General features: G+C 60.7%; 16 protein-coding genes and 1 pseudogene. 6 read left to right on the top strand and 11 right to left on the bottom strand.

Going from position 1 to position 16,539, the window contains the following annotated elements:
* Positions 1 to 95: 95 nt before the first annotated feature.
* Positions 96 to 569 (top strand): annotated as a pseudogene (locus tag QBK88_RS09765) (IS66 family transposase); the annotation flags it as partial.
* Between the two features lie 1,087 nt (positions 570 to 1,656).
* Here QBK88_RS09765 and QBK88_RS09760 read toward each other — a convergent pair.
* On the bottom strand, positions 1,657 to 1,959 hold the full coding sequence (locus QBK88_RS09760; RefSeq protein WP_277961895.1) for a helix-turn-helix domain-containing protein: 303 nt from the start codon (positions 1,957 to 1,959) through the stop codon (positions 1,657 to 1,659).
* A gap of 194 nt (positions 1,960 to 2,153) precedes the next feature.
* On the opposite strand from QBK88_RS09760, the gene QBK88_RS09755 reads away from it, so the two are divergent.
* Positions 2,154 to 2,462, top strand: coding sequence for a hypothetical protein (locus QBK88_RS09755; protein ID WP_277961894.1), 309 nt, complete (start codon positions 2,154 to 2,156; stop codon positions 2,460 to 2,462).
* Positions 2,463 to 3,032: 570 nt separating this feature from the next.
* On the opposite strand, the gene QBK88_RS09750 is transcribed toward QBK88_RS09755, so the two are convergent.
* The 4 genes from QBK88_RS09750 to QBK88_RS09735 all read right to left on the bottom strand — a co-directional run bounded on the left by QBK88_RS09750 (position 3,033) and on the right by QBK88_RS09735 (position 5,831).
* Positions 3,033 to 3,422: a hypothetical protein gene (locus QBK88_RS09750; protein WP_277961893.1), complete on the bottom strand. Its 390-nt coding sequence runs from the start codon at positions 3,420 to 3,422 to the stop codon at positions 3,033 to 3,035.
* Between the two features lie 223 nt (positions 3,423 to 3,645).
* Positions 3,646 to 4,008, bottom strand: a complete 363-nt coding sequence (locus tag QBK88_RS09745) for a hypothetical protein (protein WP_268146190.1) — start codon at positions 4,006 to 4,008, stop codon at positions 3,646 to 3,648.
* A 32-nt stretch (positions 4,009 to 4,040) separates the two neighbouring features.
* Positions 4,041 to 4,619, bottom strand: a complete 579-nt coding sequence (locus QBK88_RS09740) for a hypothetical protein (protein WP_277961892.1) — start codon at positions 4,617 to 4,619, stop codon at positions 4,041 to 4,043.
* Between the two features lie 210 nt (positions 4,620 to 4,829).
* On the bottom strand, positions 4,830 to 5,831 hold the full coding sequence (locus tag QBK88_RS09735; RefSeq protein WP_445764918.1) for a sensor domain-containing diguanylate cyclase: 1,002 nt from the start codon (positions 5,829 to 5,831) through the stop codon (positions 4,830 to 4,832).
* 140 nt (positions 5,832 to 5,971) lie between these two features.
* Here QBK88_RS09735 and QBK88_RS09730 point away from each other — a divergent pair, with 140 nt between their 5' ends.
* Together QBK88_RS09730 and QBK88_RS09725 are read left to right on the top strand one after the other, a co-directional pair.
* The gene (locus QBK88_RS09730) at positions 5,972 to 6,391 is read left to right on the top strand and encodes a PH domain-containing protein (RefSeq protein ID WP_268146200.1); all 420 of its coding nucleotides are present in this window, start codon (positions 5,972 to 5,974) and stop codon (positions 6,389 to 6,391) included.
* A gap of 120 nt (positions 6,392 to 6,511) precedes the next feature.
* Positions 6,512 to 6,955, top strand: coding sequence for a DUF3828 domain-containing protein (locus QBK88_RS09725; RefSeq protein WP_277961891.1), 444 nt, complete (start codon positions 6,512 to 6,514; stop codon positions 6,953 to 6,955).
* Between the two features lie 74 nt (positions 6,956 to 7,029).
* On the opposite strand, the gene QBK88_RS09720 is transcribed toward QBK88_RS09725, so the two are convergent.
* Complete coding sequence (locus QBK88_RS09720; RefSeq protein WP_277961890.1) at positions 7,030 to 7,617, bottom strand: hypothetical protein; 588 nt, start codon at positions 7,615 to 7,617, stop codon at positions 7,030 to 7,032.
* 167 nt (positions 7,618 to 7,784) lie between these two features.
* On the opposite strand from QBK88_RS09720, the gene QBK88_RS09715 reads away from it, so the two are divergent.
* Positions 7,785 to 8,690 carry a glycosyltransferase family 2 protein gene (locus QBK88_RS09715; RefSeq protein ID WP_268146206.1) on the top strand — a complete coding sequence of 302 codons (906 nt, stop codon included), beginning with the start codon at positions 7,785 to 7,787 and terminating at the stop codon, positions 8,688 to 8,690.
* 19 nt (positions 8,691 to 8,709) lie between these two features.
* Positions 8,710 to 9,339 carry a CatB-related O-acetyltransferase gene (locus tag QBK88_RS09710; protein WP_277961889.1) on the top strand — a complete coding sequence of 210 codons (630 nt, stop codon included), beginning with the start codon at positions 8,710 to 8,712 and terminating at the stop codon, positions 9,337 to 9,339.
* Positions 9,340 to 9,377: 38 nt separating this feature from the next.
* Here QBK88_RS09710 and QBK88_RS09705 read toward each other — a convergent pair whose 3' ends face one another.
* From QBK88_RS09705 to QBK88_RS09685, 5 genes are all read right to left on the bottom strand, one after another.
* Positions 9,378 to 10,655: an OprD family porin gene (locus QBK88_RS09705; protein ID WP_277961888.1), complete on the bottom strand. Its 1,278-nt coding sequence runs from the start codon at positions 10,653 to 10,655 to the stop codon at positions 9,378 to 9,380.
* 270 nt (positions 10,656 to 10,925) lie between these two features.
* A complete protein-coding gene (locus tag QBK88_RS09700; RefSeq protein ID WP_277961887.1) occupies positions 10,926 to 11,126 on the bottom strand; it encodes a hypothetical protein in 201 nt (66 codons plus the stop codon).
* A gap of 183 nt (positions 11,127 to 11,309) precedes the next feature.
* Positions 11,310 to 12,416: an agmatine deiminase gene (aguA, locus tag QBK88_RS09695; RefSeq protein ID WP_277961886.1), complete on the bottom strand. Its 1,107-nt coding sequence runs from the start codon at positions 12,414 to 12,416 to the stop codon at positions 11,310 to 11,312.
* A gap of 6 nt (positions 12,417 to 12,422) precedes the next feature.
* Positions 12,423 to 13,301, bottom strand: coding sequence for an N-carbamoylputrescine amidase (gene aguB / locus QBK88_RS09690; RefSeq protein WP_268146216.1), 879 nt, complete (start codon positions 13,299 to 13,301; stop codon positions 12,423 to 12,425).
* 197 nt (positions 13,302 to 13,498) lie between these two features.
* Entirely contained in the window at positions 13,499 to 16,396 is a 2,898-nt protein-coding gene (locus QBK88_RS09685; protein ID WP_277961885.1) for an aminotransferase, read from the bottom strand.
* Between the last annotated feature and the right edge of the window lie 143 nt (positions 16,397 to 16,539).

Raw genomic sequence — 16,539 nt, 5'->3', positions numbered from 1 at the left:
CGCCGGGGTAAATTTTTTTGATTTCGTGATTGTGTAGGCGCCCATAATTACACTCCGTCAAACACGACATTGAACTATACGAACTGTGAGTCCGCCCGGTCAGTGCAGACAAACCCGCTCAATTGATTGAAAAGAGCATGGCCCGGCCCAGCGTTCTGGCGATGCTGCTGACCACCAAATATGTGGACGGTTTGCCGCTTCACCGCTTTTGAAAAAGTACTGCGCCGCTATGGCATCAATATCCCGCGTCAGACCTTGGCAAGCTGGGTTATCCAATGCGGTGAGCGCTTCCAGCCGCTGCCGAATTTTATGCGCGATAGCCTGTTGGGGAGTCGCGTCATCCACTGCGATGAAACGCAGGTACAGGCGTTGAAAGAGCCTGACCGCGAGCTAGGCAGCCAGTCGTGGATGAGGGTGCAAACCGGCGGCCGACCCATAGACCGTTCATCCTTTTTGATTACGCCACCAATCGGGCGCAGGGGGGGCCTACACGCCTGCTCGATGGTTATCGTGGCTACGTCATGACCGATGATTATGCCGGTTACAATCGGCTGGGCGTTTTTGGAGGCGCTAGCTCAAGCTGTAGTGGCCTTGGATACACTATGGCGCTAAGCACATTCCGCCCGATCAAGCTTACCGAACGCCAATCATAGTGACTATGTCGACCTTTTCGTATGCGGTTTCACACCGTAAACTTCAAAATCAAGGATTTTTCAATGGAGTGAACCGATGGCACATGATCATACCGTTACCTGTCCCCACTGTCTCAACAATGTCCCATGGGGCGCTCGGGTTTGCCGCGGATGCCATGCTGAGATTTCTTACGGCACCCCATTCTCTGCAGTTGTGGTTTTTACAGTTCTTTCCGTCGGTGCAGCCTGGTTTTCCGCAAAATTCGCGCATGATCACTTATCGACTAATCCCACATTTTTATGGTGGGTGTTTGGCGGGGTGCTTGCGGTGAGTTCTGTTCTTTCGTGGAAAGCGTGTAAACGACTATACAACGGTAGTACTTCTTTCAGCCGCCGATACAGAAAATAGCAGCGCCCCACTTGCATGATTGGCGCGGCCCGGAGGCAAAAACGAAGTTCGCCGAAACTGTTGAAAGCTCGTCGAGTCAACACAGGCTCTTAGTTTTGTTACCGAGGCGCGGCCAGCCCGCACCACTCAAAGAAAAATTCGAACGGCCAAGAAAATATCCGCCAAGCAAGATGGCAGGTCAATTTGCTGTTTCGAGTGTCTCGGGGGAGGCTTTGACCCGCGTTGCCGTGGCTAATCGAGGACGCGACGTCAACGCAGGGTCGCTAACCGGCGCCCGTCCGCCCTACCCCTTAGCGAAACCTCTCGCCAATGGTCAGATTTTTTCAGGGCTCCGCATTGGGGATGCAGGCTGGGCGGTCGAGTGGCCAGGGAGGCTTTCAGATCAGCGCCGACACCGTCCTGCTAGAGACGCGGCCCCAGCAGCCCCTGATGACCATACTCGACCTTCTCCCCCGGACGCTGCTTATCGCATGACCCCATGACCATGCCGCCAGAGCGTTGCGGGTGAGTGCGCATAGTATCAGGCCTCGAGTAGGAGGATGCAGCCTGCGGGATTTGAAAAGGAGCAACCCACAGATCACACAACATCTCCCCCTTGGGCTAACGAGTACAACGTCACCCCATATTACCCACAACCACCGCCATCACCCGCGCCCTCTCCTCCTGCGATAGCCGATGAAACGCCACCAGCAACCGCGCCTCATCATCATCCTCGCTATAAAAGTAAGCAGCAGGCAGCTTCAGCACCTGCGCAATCTGCAGCACCGTCGCCGGGTTCGGCGCATGCTTGTCCTTTTCATACTGGTTCATTCGCGCACTCGCCGACGCAGGCTCGATCCCCGCCTCTATCCCCAGTTGCTGCTGTGAGATCCCAGCCGCCTTCCTGGCTTCCTTCAACCGCTTGCTGAACGTGCTCATTTTTTAGCCACTAAAAGGCTAAGAGATTCTTAGATTCGCGTTGACCATGTACTAAGACTTACTTAGTATTCGGCTGAATCTGTGCTTTCTTTACTGGGGCACTCCTGCGCAGTGAAAAGGGACGGCTGCGATCAACGCTGTTAGGACGAGGAGCGTGGCGGGGTCATGCCGGGCTTTCGCAAGGATTAGCTGCTGTGAATATCGAAAAATACGTGCGTGATTTCCAATACGAGCTGCAACGTTTCATCGTATCGGGGGAGCCAGTGGGCGTTGAAATGCTGAAAGAGTGGCAATCCATGCATGGGATTTTGCTGACCTCTCTGGAGGGGCTACGAGGGGCTGTGCAGGGTGTTGCGGATGTTCATGACGGGATGGCGTTGATGGCTAGGCTGTTGGATTCTGCACACACTGAGCGACTGAATGCCGATCAGGTTAGATGCCTGATCGAACCGTTGCGGGAACGGCTGTGGGTAACTGTGGAGGACGTCCGGGAATCGTTTTGAGCTCGTAGAGGGCTGTGGATAACTGGCTGCCTCGCAGTTGTTCGAGTGTGTTATGCCGGTTGTGGATAAGGGCGGCTCGGGCTGTGGGTAATTTTACTCACAGCTCAAAAGCCCCTTAAACTGGGACATAAATAAGTTATCCACATGTATAAATTGCTGATTTACATAGATTTTATGGATGTGAGCACTATGGCTTTGCGTAGGATACGTGCCGTTTGTGGATGACTGGGTTACCGGTATTGTAGGCGGGAATCTGTTCTTGCTTATGCCCTACCACCATGCATCGATGGCCTGTGGAAATCTCGTCTCAGGTTCGGGATGGCATCGAAAAGCTCGCTAGCCAGGCGGCTCCCACAATTGCCTTGCGGTGGGCCGCCATGGGACATGGCTTGAGCTGGTGATGTTTACATCAGATACCGCAGCGCCTGGAGCCCGGCCAGGTCCGCTGCTGAGGGTTAGGTGACGCTTGGCGGGATGGCCGGGACACCGCGCCGTCTGCTTCCCGAGCTTGCGCCCGGTCCTACAAGGCGGCATTTATCCACACTGGTTTTTGCGGGCGCGGGGTTGTGGTTACGCTTTCAGCCTCCGCCGCAGGCGGATCAGCGCCCAGGCCATTCGCCACAGGTGCCAGGCAATGGCGACGCCCACCAGCACGACCAGGCTGAAGGCGGTACGCGCCGAGTCCAGCGGGGCGTAGGCCGCAAGCCCTGTCTGCTGCAGTGCCTTGGCACCGCTCCAGAGCATGTCCACCATGTGCGGCAGGAAGACTATCGCGGCCATGCACGCCAGTGGCAGGCAACGGGTGAACAAGATCCGGTCTACCTTGGCCAATGCCTGTTTCTTGTCGAGCACCGGTACCACGACCCGGGTCGCTCTGCTGATGCCCTGGGACCAGAACCCATAGAGAACTGCCACCAGCGCCATCAGCAGGTTCGCCGCCGGCAGGTCATCGACCATCATGGGGTGACCTCCCTGCATGGGGTTGGAAGGTTTCGCCATTGGCGGCGTTGGTCTGCTCTTGCGGGGTCAAGGCAAGGTTGGAAGGGTTGGGCATTCATATTTCCCGTGTGGGCCATGGTTGTCGCGAGCCCAGGCTTCTGGGCCCGCGACCACCATGGTCGAACAGGGCGCGACGAATTGCTGTAGGAAACATCTGAAAATGCAGCTCTGCGCGTAGGCGTGTTCATGCCTTCAGCTTGCGCCACAGGCCCACCAGCTTCGCGGTCATGCGCCACAGGTGCGCGGCCATGGCGCCTGCCACCATTACCACCAGGCAGAAGGCGGTGCGCGCGGGGTTATACAGGCTGTAGGCCTGAAGCCCCGCGTCGTGCAGCACGGTCACGGCGTGCCATATGACGCCGACCATCACCGGTAGAAACACCAGCACCACCAAGGTGGCCATGCAGGCCAGCGGCAGGCAACGGGCGAACAAGGCTGGCTGCACAATGGCCAATTCCTTGTACCTGTCATGCAACGGCACGGTAACCCGAGTGGCACAGCTGATTTCCTGGTACCAGGCGCCGTAGAGAATCGCTACGACGGCCATCAGCAGGCTCGCTGCCGATATCGCGTCCCCCATCACGGCACGTACGCCACTGGCGTTGCTCCCAGTTGGGTGCACAGGTGGTCATAGGAGGACTTGAGGATTTCGTAGGTGGCGACGCTGCCGCGCTTTTTGGCGATGGAGGGGAGTGTGCCGTCGATGGCCGCGAGTTTCTTGTTCAGCTCTTCGATGACGTTGACGCTGTTCATGGTTACCAGGAAAGGGCCGGTGACGGCTTCGGCGGTGGCGCCTTCGAGCATGTCCTTGAGGGTCTGGTCGATGGCGTCGCGCAGCAGGTATTGGTATTTGGAGATGATGGAGCGCAGCAGGCCGCGGCTTTCGGTGGCGGTGGTCTGGAAGATCTTGCTGATGGTCTGCTCGTCAGGAATATGGCCGGCGAAGACGGTTTCCACCAGCAGGAACAGGCGGTACTCATGGATATCGGTGCCGCGCTTGAGGGCCTTCTGGCCGCGCATCATGGCCAGGTATTCGCGTAGTGCGGCTTTGCCGTAGTCGCCCAGGGCTGCGGGGACGTTGCCGGTCGGGCAGCCGATGATCTGGGCGATTTCGGCGATCTCTTGAGGGGTCAAGGTAAGGTCGAAGGTGATTTGCATCCAATACTCCCAGGGGTATTGCAGGGTTGTGGAGTTGCGCCTGACCCCAGGATTTGGGCGGCGCCTGTGCGGAATTGGGTCCGCTGGAAGGGATATTCGGGTGGGGTGGGGCTGATTGCTGTAGGAAATTTCCCAAGGTAAGAGGATGGGAGTGTGGGGGCTTCTTCCCGAGCTTCGCCCGGTCCCACAGGGTTGCCTGGGTGCGAGGGGCTACTCAGCCACTACGCAGTTTCGGCCACCCGCTTTCGCCCGGTATAGCGCCCTGTCACTGCGGCCAAGCGCCGCCTCTGCATTGTCATCACCCTCGCGCAGGTCGCTGACGCCGATGCTGACCGTCAGGCCGATGACCCGGCCGCCATGCATCAGCGGGGTTACCGCGAGCATTTCCTGCAACCGCATGGCGAAGGCGCAGGCTTCGCGGCTGTCGGTGCCGCGCAGCAGTACGGCGAATTCCTCCCCGCCAATGCGGCCCGCCGCGTCGGTCTTGCGCAATTGGGCACTGAGGATGCCAGCGAAGTGCTTGAGTGCCAGGTCGCCGGTGGCGTGGCCCCAGCGGTCGTTGATGTGCTTGAAGTGGTCCAGGTCGAGCATCAGCACGCAGGCCCGGCTTCGCTGGGCACCCAGCTGTTGCATGAAATGCCGACGGTTGGGCAGTTGGGTGAGGAAGTCCATGCTGGCATGAGCCTGCAGGTCGGCTTCCAGGCGCTTGCGCTCGGTGATGTCGGTGGTGGTGCCGATCATGCGCAGCGGGTTGCCCTGGGCGTCGCGGGTGACGACCCGGCCGCGGCTGTTGATCCATTTGTAGCTGCCGTCCTTGCAGCGTACGCGGTGCTCTACCTCGTAGGCGCTGGTGCGCTGCTGGAAGTGTGCCTGAATGGTCGCTTGCACGAAGGGCAGGTCTTCGGGGTGGACGCGCTTGTAGCTGTCCTTGAGTTCAGGGGTGAGCTCGTGGGGTTCGTAGCCCAGCAGGGCTTTCCAGCCGGCGGAGTAGTGAATCGTGTCGTTCAGTACGTCGCGGTCCCACACGCCGGTGCCACTGTTGTCGATGGCCAGGGCAAGACGGTTCTGGCTTTCGCGCAGTTCGGCCAACTGTTGCAGCAAAGCCTGTTCGCGCTGCTCGGCCTGACGAAGGCGGCGGGCCAGTTCATGCAGCACCTGGCGTTCGTCACCTGCCAAGTCTGGCTTGGGGGGCTGTTCGGAGTCAGCGTCCACGCTCGTCACCCTGAATAAAGGCCTGTAGCCATCATGGCACAGGTTCGTGGGGGGCAACCGCCTGCCCGACGGGGCGTGGTGCCCCTGCCGTGCAGGGAGAGTGCTAAAGTCGCGCCCATCAACCGCAAGAGGCTTACCCCGTGGCAAACAAATCCTACATCCAGAGCTCCCTTTCCGCCGGCGAACAGATCGAGGCCGTGTTCAAGCTGCATTGGCTGAACTGGGTACATGTGTGGCTGTGGGTGCTGCTGGCGGTGGTGACCGTGGGCATTCTGTCGCCAGTGGCCATCTACAAGTGGCTGAGCCTGCGCTGCCAGGAAAACGGGGTGACCAACAAGCGGGTTATCCACAAGCGCGGCATCATCAGCCGTACCACCGAGGAAATGAAGCTATCGTCCATCGAGACGGTGGACCTGGACCAGAGTGTGATGGGGCGCTTGTTGGGCTTCGGTACGGTGCGCATCACCGGGCGCGGGATCAGTGACCTGGTGCTCAAGGGCATTGATGACCCGCTGCAGGTGAAGCGCCAGATCGAGGGGGTCAGCAACCCATTGCGCTAAGGCGCCGTGGCGCGGCGGTGGACGTGCAACTGGTCGTACCCTGCCCGCTCTCTGTACTATGAACGCCGTCTATCGCGCCTTGCTGCGTCAAACCCTTGTCCATCTATTGGGTAACTGATCATGAAGCGTCTGCTTTCGCTGTTGTGTGTACTGGCTGGTTTACATCTTTCCATCGCGGCGGCCGATGCGCCTTCCGCCCAGCAAACCACCCAGGCGTTCTACGCCTGGTACCTCAAGCGCCTGAGCGACGACAAGGTGCCCCTGAATGACAACCCCCAGCAAATGCAGCAGTACGTGGCCGACAGCCTGATCAAGGCGATCGACAAGCAGGCCAAGAGCGAGGACGGGCTGGATGAGGACTACTTCATCAAGTCCCAGGACATCGATGACAGCTGGCTGACGCACATCCAGGTCACCGAAACCGCCACCAAGGGCGCCACCGCACAGGAAAACGTGGTGCTGGGCACCACGCAAGACAACAGCCAGGTATTGAACGTGACCTTGGGCAAGGATAAGGACGCCTGGAAGATCACCGCGGTAGAAGTGGTGCCGACCGAGCAGTAAACGCCCCGTAGCGGACCCGGCCGCGCCCAAGCCACCGCGCGGCCCCAGGCACACCGCCTGAAGCCTGTCGGCACTCAGTTCTGATCTTCGATCTGGTAGTGCTTGAACGATTTCACCAGCACGTCGAAGGCCTGTTCGTCGGCCTGCTGGTTCGCCGCATCGGTCTTCAACCGCAAGGTGTAGTTGATGCCCGAATCCGCCCCGGTGTTGCGGTATTCAACGATGGAGCGGTACAGGTAGACGCTGTCCTTCCATTGCGCTTGCTCGGCAGGCTGCGAATCCAGCACCACGGCCTGGCGCTGCACGCTGGCGGGGTCCACGTCCGATAGCTCACTGTCCATCAGCGCCTTGGTGCTGCCCAGCTCCGCGGCATCGTAACTGGCGTTGACCGCCATCTCGCGGTCCCCTCCCAGGGGGATGAGCACACCATCGTCGGTGCCATTGCCCTGGTACACATCGGCTACCCCTGGCATCACGCCAAACCCGAACACCACATTCTGATACTGCGTTCGGCCATCATTCTTGATGAATCCGTCTACCCTTTCCTGTTCCGCTGCACTCAAGGCAGGTACGTCTTGCGCGCCCACACTGATAGCGGCAGTCAACAGCAGGCCAGTGGCAACGGCCAGGCGGGTGGCCCAGGCAGGGAGGAATCGCGACATGAGAAGTAACGTCCTGTAATGGAAAGCTGCCGATAGTAACTCAAGGCTCACGGAACAAAACCTGGCTGCCGCAACCTAAAGGCCTTGCACGAACATCTTGTTCAAATGGATACAGTCCAGTTGGCCCCCAAGGCGCATGCCGCGGGCTTCAAGGAATATCGGTAATCATGACCGAACCATCGTCCGCCCAGGATAGCCCCGCCCGGCCAAACGCCCCCCTGGTCAGCATCGTCGCGCCTTGCTACAACGCGCAGCAGTATCTGGAAAGCTCGCTGCAAAGCATTTTCGCTCAGGACTACCCCAATTTCGAAGTCATCATCGTCGACGATGGTTCCACCGACGCCAGCCTGGAGATGCTCCAAGCCTTGCGCCAGACCTACGATTTCCAGCTCTACAGCCAGCCCAACCAGGGCGTCAGCGCCGCGCTGAACCATGGCCTGCGCCACGCCCGTGGCGTGTACGTGGCCACACCGGACCTGGATGACATCATGCTGCCCGAATCGGTGAGGGTGCGCGCCGACTACCTGGACAAGCACCCCGAGGTGGGCTGCGTGGGTGCGCTGATCATCTACATGGACCGCCACGGCAACGAGATCAAGCAGCAGCGGCCCCGGGGCCTGCGCCGCCTGAAGCTGGACGAAATCGTCAGTGGTGCCATTGTGATGGGCGCACCGGTGTCGCTGTACCGCATGGACGCGCTGCAGAAAGCCGGCTTCTACGACCCGGCGATCAAGGTTCAGGACCTGCAGATCACCCTGCGCGTCGCCAGCCACGGCTACGAGGTGCACCAGTTACCCCTGCACGTGACTCGTTACCGCCGCCATCCGCAGAATCTCTCGCGGCGCTACCGCACACTGCTGGAGGCCGACCTGCTGGCGCTGGCCCCCTTCCAGGCCCATCCGGGCTACCCACTGGGGCGGGCGGTCACGATCAACAAAGCGTTGAAGTACGCGGTGAAGGCAGACAAGAAAGAGGCATGGCGCCTGTTGCGCTCCATTCCGCTGCGCTACTGGAACGCGGTGACGTTGCGGCGGCTCAAGAGCTTGCTGCTGAGCCGCCGCAAACCACGCTGAAACACCGAATGAGACAACGATGAACCTGTTCGAAAAACTCAGAACAAGAAAACAGCTCAAGCAGCTGCGCAAACTGGAAAAACTGCAGCGCGGCCAGGCGAAGTTGCAGTTGCGCTACCCGAAGTATGAGATCGGCGCGGCCAGTTACGGCAAGCCGGAGGTAGTCGAGTTCGGCGACGACACCACGTTCTCGGTAGGCGCCTACTCGTCCATCGCCGAAGAGGTCACAGTGCTGTTGGGCGGTGGCCACCGCACCGATTGGGTCACTTGCTTCCCCTTCCCGGCCTTCGTCGATGGGCTGGAGGACGCTGGCGATTACAAACCCACCAAGGGCGACGTGGTTATCGGCAGCGATTGCTGGATTTGCCGTGGGGTGATGATTCTTTCCGGCGTGACCATCGGCCATGGCGCCGTGGTTGGCGCGGGCGCTGTGGTCACACGCGATGTACCGCCTTATGCGGTAGTGGGTGGCAACCCGTGCCGGTTCATCCGCTGGCGGTTCGAGGAAGACGTGCGTGAACGCCTGCTAGCCAGCGCCTGGTGGGACTGGCCGTACGAGGAAGTCAAAGCCGCGGCCCGGTACCTGTGCAGCAATGATATCGAAGCCTTTCTGGCATTGGCCGAGGCCAGAAACAGCAAGCCCCGCTGAAAGCGGGGCTTGCTGTTATTGCGCTGTGGCCGACAGGATCAGAAAATATTGATCGGGTAGTCGACGAACACGCGTACTTCGTTACCGCTCACGTTGTAAGCGCTGACATTGTCAGACACACGCAGGATAGAGCTACGTACGCGCACGGTCAGGTCTTTGACCGGGCCTTGCTGAACCACGTACTGGAACTGGTTGAAGATTTCGCGCTCGGTACCGCCGGTTTCGTCGCCTGCGGTGATGTTGTCACCGCGCACGTACGCCACCTTGTAGGTCAGGCCAGGGATGCCGTAGGCACCGAAGTCCAGGCCGTAGGCCAACTGCCAGGAGCGCTCGTCCTGACCGTTGAAGTCCGACCAGTAGGAGTTGGTCAGGTAGATGGAAGTACCACCGTCACCCACGCCACCCTTGCGCTGGTAGCCACCGTAGTTGTAACCGGTGCTGCCGGTGCTGCGCTGGTGCGCGACCATGAACGAGTGCGGGCCCACGGCGTAGGTGGCCGCCAGGCTCCAGATGGTGTTGGAGCTGCCATCGAGCTCGGCCTTGGTGACCTGCTTCTGGTCCAGTTCGCTCTTGTAACCGTTGAAATCAAAAGTCAGCGACTGGTCTTTCTGCAGCGGCAATACGTAGGTCGCGCCCAGGTATTGCTTCTTGCCGACGTTTTCGATGGTGGTGCCATACAGCGACGCCTTGAACTGGTCGTTGAAGGCATAGCTGCCGCCATAAACGTTCAGGCTCTTCAGCTCGCCGCTGTCACGACCTTCGGCGCTCTTCTGCGCTTCTTCGGTGAAGTGACCGACGTTCAGTTCCAGGCCCTTGATCTCTTTCGAGGTAATCAGGGTACCGGTGTAGCTTTCCGGCAACAGGCGGCTGTTGTCGTAGCTCAGTATCGGCAGCGACGGCATCTGGTCACCGTACTTGAGCACGGTGTTGGAGAAGCGGAACTTGACCGCCGCGCCCGCGCGAGCCAGGTCGCTTGCCGGCTTGCCGTCGTCGCCCTGACGGAAGAAGTCGATACCACCGGCACCGCTGCGGCTGGCTTTCTGGTCCAGGTTCTTGGCATACAGGCCGAAGGCGTCAACACCGACGCCTACAGTGCCTTGAGTGAAACCGGAGGTGAAGGTGCCGATGAAGGCCTGGCCCCACTCGGCCTTGTCCTTGTTGCCGTCTTTGTAATCGCGATTGATGTAGGCGTTGCGCGCCAGCACCGACAGGTGGCTGTCTTCGACAAAGCCTTTGGCATCGTCTTGATCGCTTGCAAAGGCTTGGGTTGCGCTCATCAAGCCCAGAGCGATCAGACCGATACGGTTATTCAACATCTTGTTTTCCTTATTGCTGGTTAAGACGCCGCCCAGCCGTTTCCCCGACGTTAAACGCAAAGGCCCGCGTGCAAGAATGCAACGCGGGCCTTATCGAATACTGGACAGATGGCGGATAGCCACAGGCGTTGGGCGGAATCCTAGCGGCGGCCCGGCCAAGGTGTCAATTTACAAGGAGTTCGCAGCTTATAACCAAAAGCGCGCAGGCATTGGCGGGGGATGGAAGGAGGCTCCATGCCTCTGGGGGACGCGGCGTCGTGACCGCTGCTGCTAGTGGTTAAACGAACCCAGCAAGGCCTCCAGTTCAGCCTGCGTGAGCAACCCCGCAGGGTAGCGCTCGGCAAGCGCCTGGACTGGGTCAGGGGCTTGGATCTTGATACTGCCGTTGCATTTCAGCCATTGCGCCAGCCGCTGCAGGGATTCGGCAGGGACGGCGGATGGGTGCGAAGCCGGCTCACTCATTACGTTCATGTAGACACCTGTTTTCCCGGTTTCGTGAGCGGCAAAGTTACCCACGCTTTATGACAGTACGACTGACACGTACCGCCCTTTAAGCCACCGGTTACGATACAAAACCTGTGCCACGGTATAGCAGAATGTCCGAACTGGTACAAAAAACCCGCCAGATGACGGGTTCTTCATTTGACTCCTGGATCAGGCCTTCGTGGGCGCCGGTTGCTGCTGGGTCAGGCAGTGAATGTTGCCACCGCCCAGGAGCATCTCGCGGCCAGGAATCATGATCACTTCATGATCGGGGAAGATGCGCTGCAAAATTGCCTTGGCTTCGGCATCTTTCGGGTCGTTGAAGCTTGGGGCAATGATGCCGCCGTTGACGATCAGGAAGTTCACGTACGAACCGGCCAGGCGTACGGAGGGGTTGCGCTCCTGGCTGCCGGCTACCAGATCGACACCCGCGCATTCGTCTTCAGTTGCATACAAAGGTCCGGGAATGGGCATCTTGTGCACCATGATGGTGCGCCCGCGAGCGTCCTGTGTGTTCTCCAATACATTCAACGCCGCACGGCACCGGCTGTAGTTGGGGTCATTGGAATCATCTGTCCAGGCCAGTAACACTTCGCCTGGGCGAACGTAACAGCAGAAGTTGTCGACGTGGCCGTCGGTTTCGTCGTTGAACAGGCCATCCGGCAGCCAGATGATCTTGTCCACGGCCAGGTGGTCGCTCAATACCGCTTCGATCTGCTCGCGGGTCAGGTGCGGGTTGCGGTTGCGGTTGAGCAGGCATTCCTCGGTGGTCACCAGGGTGCCCTCGCCGTCGACGTGAATGGAACCGCCTTCAAGCACGAAGCCTTCGGTGTGGTAGCGCGCGCAGCGTTCGATTTCCAGCACCTTGCTGGCCAGTTGCTCGTCACGGTTCCATGGTGCATACAGGCCGCCGTCGAAGCCGCCCCAGGCATTGAAGCCCCAGTCAACGCCACGTACCTCGCCCTGGCCGTTGATGACGAAGGTCGGGCCGGTATCACGTACCCAGGCATCGTCATTGCTGATTTCCACCACGCGGATGTTCGGGGCATCCAGGCGCGCGCGGGCGTTGTCGTACTGGGCAGCGGAAACGCCGACGGTCACCGGCTGGAAGCGCGCGATGGCCTTGGCCAATGTCACGTGGTCGGCCTGCACAGGCTTGCCGCCCAGGCGCCAGTTGTCGGGGCGCTCTGGCCACACCAGCCACACCTGGGTTTGCGGAGCCCATTCGGCGGGCATGTGAAAGCCGTCGGCGCGCGGGGTAGTTGTCAAAGTGGTCATGGTTGTTCAGGACTCCAGGGAACCATCGAGAGTTTTAAGTGCACCATACAGGTTCGGGCGACGGTCACGGAAGGTGCCCCAGGCGCTGCGTACATGCTCCAGCTTGTCGAGGTCAAAGCTGTGCACCAGCACGCCTTCCTGGGTTTCGTTCAACTCCTGGACCTTTTCACCGAACGGGTTGGCAATGAAGGAACTGCCGTAAAAAGTGATGTCGTAACCGTCCTGCGCCTCGGTGCCGATGCGGTTACTGGCTACCAGCGGCATCAGGTTGGCACCGGCGTGGCCTTGCTGCACACGCTGCCAGTGGTCGCGCGAACTGATGCTCTTGTCATGGGGCTCGCTGCCGATGGCGGTCGGGTAGAAGAGTATTTCCGCGCCTTGCAGCGCCATGCTGCGGGCGCACTCGGGGAACCACTGGTCCCAGCAGATACCCACGCCGATTTTCGCGTAGCGGGTCTGCCATACCTTGAAGCCGGTATCACCCGGGTTGAAGTAGTACTTTTCGTGGTAGCCGGGGCCGTCAGGGATGTGGCTCTTGCGGTAGACGCCCAGGTTGCGGCCATCCGCGTCGATGATGGCGATGCTGTTGAAGCGTGCCCGCCCTGCCAGTTCGAAATAGCTGATGGGCAGTACCACCTGCAGCTCGCGGGCGATGGCCTGGAAATGCTCGATGGCCGCATTGGTCTCGGTAGGCGTCGCCAACTGCAGGTAGTCCGGGTTCGGCTTCTGGCAGAAGTAGGGGGTTTCGAACAGTTCCTGAATCAGGATGATCTGCGCGCCCTTGGCAGCAGCTTCGCGCACCAGCTTCTCGGCGGTGGCCAGGTTGGCTTGGCGATCCCAGGAACAGGCCATCTGGGTGGCGGCGACGGTGACGATACGGCTCATGAACAATCTCCTCAGCAAGAAAGACCGATAAATATCTGGAATACGTTATAGCCGATATTTATCTACCCTGGAAGTGGAGACGTGCCGAAAACACCAACAGATCTTGGCACAATCTTGCCAATAAGCCTTTGCTCCTTCAAAGCTTACTGGCAAAAAAGCGCCTATAGAGGGGTGAATATTACCGATAATAATCTGTTTCAGAGGTCTTCTGAGAGGACCTTGTCCACGCAGTCGACGAAGAAGTCCACGCTCTGGCGCGTGGTCACCATGGGCGGCTTGATCTTGAGAATATTCAGGTAGTCCCCCGTTGGCTGCATGAAGATACCCAGCTCACGCAGGCGCTCGCACAGCAGGGCAGTTTCTTCCGTGGCGGGTTCCAGGGTCTCGCGGTTGCGCACCAGCTCCACCCCCAGGTAAAAGCCCGAACCATGCACCGCCCCCACCAGTGGGTGCCGGCTTGCCAACGCTTGCAGCCGTGCCTTGAAATGCCCGCCCACTTCGCGGGCGTTCTCCCACAGCCCCTCTTCGGCCATCACGTCCAGCACCGCCAGGCCGATCTGGCAACTGACGGGGCTGCCGCCCGCCGACGAAAAGAAGTAGCCCTCGGCTTCGAGCGCCTCGGCAATCTCGCGGCGGGTAATGACCGCACCCAGGGGCTGGCCGTTGCCCATGCCCTTGGCCATGGTGATGATGTCGGGCACCACGCCTTGTTCTTCGAAACCCCAGAAGTACTCACCGAGGCGGCCATACCCCACCTGTACTTCGTCGGCGATGCAGACACCGCCCAGCGCACGCACCTTGGCATACACCTGCTGCAGGTAACCTGGCGGCAACGCGATTCCGCCCGCGTTGCCGTACACCGGCTCACAGATGAAGCCAGCCACTTGGCGGTGCTGCGCCGTGAGGCGTGCCAGGGTTTGCTCGACGTTTTGCACATAGCCCGCGGTACTGCCCGGGCCCCGGAAGGCGCCCCGGTAGCTATTGGGTGCCGTGACCGGGTGCACCCAGTCGGGCCGCGTGCTCAGGGCCTGGGGGTTGTCGGCGATGGAGGTGGAGATAGCATCGGTGGCTACCGACCAACCATGGTAAGCCTCGAGCACGCTGAGCATGTCGCGCCCGCCGCTGGCGGCCCACGCCAGGCGAATGGCCAGGTCATTGGCCTCGGTACCGCTATTGACCAGGAAGACCCGGTCGAAGCCGGTCGGGGCCAGGGCCAGCAAGCGCTCGCAGTATTCGGCGATGGCGGCGTAATGAAACCGCGAATTGGTGTTGAGCAGTGACCACTGGCGCGCTGCCACGGCCGCCATGCGCGGGTGGCCGTGGCCCAGCACCGCGACGTTGTTGAGCATGTCCAGGTAGGACCGGCCCTGCAGGTCGATCAAGTGGTTGCGCCAGCCACGCTCTACCTGCGGCGGGGCCTGATAATAATGCTTCTGCGAACGGGCAAAGCTGGCCTCGCGCCGCGCCAGCAAGGCCTGCGGGTCGGCCAGCGGCGGCGCATCGCAATCGAACCCCAGCAGCGCACGCGGCGACGGGCACAGCGCCAGCCACGCCGATGCCCGTGAGGGCGTGGCGAACAGTGGCGGGCTGACCTCATCGGCACGGCACAACTGCACCACAATAGTGCCATTGCCTGCACCCAGAGGCTGCCCGGCGGCGAGCGGGGTGTCCGCAGCCAGCTCGGTGTCCACACCCCACAGGTGCAGGCTGACGCCTTCGCCTTGCAACCACAGGCCAGCGTCCGCGGTGCGGCGCAGCAAACCGGCGAATGGCGCCTGTACCGGCACACCGGCCGGCACGTTCAACTCGACATGCAGGGCGCAGGTGTCAGGCTCCGTGGCGCAGTCGATGCGCGTGCGCGACAAGCGGTATTGCCCATACAGCGTGCTGCTCTGCCCACAGGCGCCAAGCAGGCGCTCATCGATACCGGGCTGCTGCCAATTGCCATCGACGAAGTGCTCGCTGAGCACGCCCAGGTCCACCGTCCGAAAAGCGCTGGCTGCAAGGCTCGGCAACAAGGGCAGGCATTGCGTGAGGTCCAGCGGCCGCGGGAACTGGCCCACGGCTTGTTGGACAGCAGCCTCCATGAGGTCGAAGGGCACGGAGGTTGCCGTATCGAATATCTGCCATTCATGGGCGATATTGCCGGCGATGTAGGCATTGCCCGGGGCCACGCTCAGTTGCTGTTCACTGCTGAGCACCAGCACCGCCGCCCGCGCCACCACCATGGGCCACAGCGCCAGCGCTTCAGCCTGGGTCAGCGGGTTGCGAGCGTGGCAGGCCTTGACCACCGGCAAAATGGCGAAGGGGTCGCCCTCGGCATGGTGCAGCATTGCCGCGCAGGTCACGCTGAGGTCGGCCACGCGCCAGGTGCGGACCAGGTCACCGAAGTCGATCAGGCCGCTGAGCTGCCAGCGGCGCTGGGCATCGCGATGCCATACGCTGTTGTCATCGGTGATATCCAGGTGCACGGCCTGGCAGGGCAGGTCCTGCGCCACGGCCGCCAAGCGCTCCAGGGCCTGAGCGGCAGCATCGGCCACCTGGCTGCGCCGTTCGGTGTCGGCCAACACGGGCAACAGCTGGGTGATCAGCGCCTGGGCATGGCGCGGGTCCCACTGCAGGACGCGGTTGAGCCCGGGGTGGTCGAAATCGGCCAGGGCACTATCGACGTCCGCGCACAGTCGCCCCATATTTTCCAGCAACCGGGCACTTACGTGAGGCCTGCGGGTCAGAGGCTGACCCTCGATATAATCGAGCAGGCGCAACTGGATGGCCTGCCCGTCGACGTTATCGCTCAACAGGTCCTGGCCATTGGACGCCAGGCGCACGCCCGGCACTGCCAGCCCTTTGCCGGCCAAGTGCCTGAGCGCCGCATGCTGAGCCTGCAATTCGACGGCGGCGTAATCGCCGTGACAGATCTTGAGTACGAAGCGTCCATCACGGGTGTCGACCAGGAAGTTGAGGTCTTGCTGGCTGCCCAAGGGTGTCAATGCCCCGCGCAGCCCATAGTGGGCCTGCACCAGCACCTGTGCCTGGGCGGTACTCACGCAGGGGCTGGGCCGGCCGGACCGGTGGATCAACGTGGCGAGCGACATTGCGGCAACCTCTTGTAGTTTTAAGCTGCCATATATCGCCACTGGGCCTCAAGTTAGGCAAGTCTGTATCCGAAATTATCAATTCACGGTTTTTTGTGACTATTTGTCAAAGAATCGAGCTTGCGCCGGGCAATACTTACCCA

The sequence above is a fragment of the Pseudomonas sp. RIT-To-2 genome (genome assembly GCF_029623465.1).
In the GTDB taxonomy this organism is placed as follows: domain Bacteria; phylum Pseudomonadota; class Gammaproteobacteria; order Pseudomonadales; family Pseudomonadaceae; genus Aquipseudomonas; species Aquipseudomonas silvicola.
The sequence above is the reverse complement of the archived record's forward strand: the minus strand, read 5'-3'. Positions and strand labels throughout refer to the sequence as shown.

Excerpts from the sequence above, each read along its gene's own strand:
- QBK88_RS09760 (WP_277961895.1), bottom strand. The coding sequence starts at position 1,959 with ATGAGCACGTTCAGCAAGCGGTTGAAGGAAGCCAGGAAGGCGGCTGGG.
- QBK88_RS09750 (WP_277961893.1), bottom strand. The coding sequence starts at position 3,422 with ATGATGGTCGATGACCTGCCGGCGGCGAACCTGCTGATGGCGCTGGTG.
- QBK88_RS09745 (WP_268146190.1), bottom strand. The coding sequence starts at position 4,008 with ATGGCCGTCGTAGCGATTCTCTACGGCGCCTGGTACCAGGAAATCAGC.
- QBK88_RS09740 (WP_277961892.1), bottom strand. The coding sequence starts at position 4,619 with ATGCAAATCACCTTCGACCTTACCTTGACCCCTCAAGAGATCGCCGAA.
- QBK88_RS09725 (WP_277961891.1), top strand. The coding sequence starts at position 6,512 with ATGAAGCGTCTGCTTTCGCTGTTGTGTGTACTGGCTGGTTTACATCTT.
- QBK88_RS09720 (WP_277961890.1), bottom strand. The coding sequence starts at position 7,617 with ATGTCGCGATTCCTCCCTGCCTGGGCCACCCGCCTGGCCGTTGCCACT.
- QBK88_RS09715 (WP_268146206.1), top strand. The coding sequence starts at position 7,785 with ATGACCGAACCATCGTCCGCCCAGGATAGCCCCGCCCGGCCAAACGCC.
- QBK88_RS09710 (WP_277961889.1), top strand. The coding sequence starts at position 8,710 with ATGAACCTGTTCGAAAAACTCAGAACAAGAAAACAGCTCAAGCAGCTG.
- QBK88_RS09705 (WP_277961888.1), bottom strand. The coding sequence starts at position 10,655 with ATGTTGAATAACCGTATCGGTCTGATCGCTCTGGGCTTGATGAGCGCA.
- QBK88_RS09700 (WP_277961887.1), bottom strand. The coding sequence starts at position 11,126 with ATGAACGTAATGAGTGAGCCGGCTTCGCACCCATCCGCCGTCCCTGCC.
- aguA (WP_277961886.1), bottom strand. The coding sequence starts at position 12,416 with ATGACCACTTTGACAACTACCCCGCGCGCCGACGGCTTTCACATGCCC.
- aguB (WP_268146216.1), bottom strand. The coding sequence starts at position 13,301 with ATGAGCCGTATCGTCACCGTCGCCGCCACCCAGATGGCCTGTTCCTGG.
- QBK88_RS09685 (WP_277961885.1), bottom strand. The coding sequence starts at position 16,396 with ATGTCGCTCGCCACGTTGATCCACCGGTCCGGCCGGCCCAGCCCCTGC.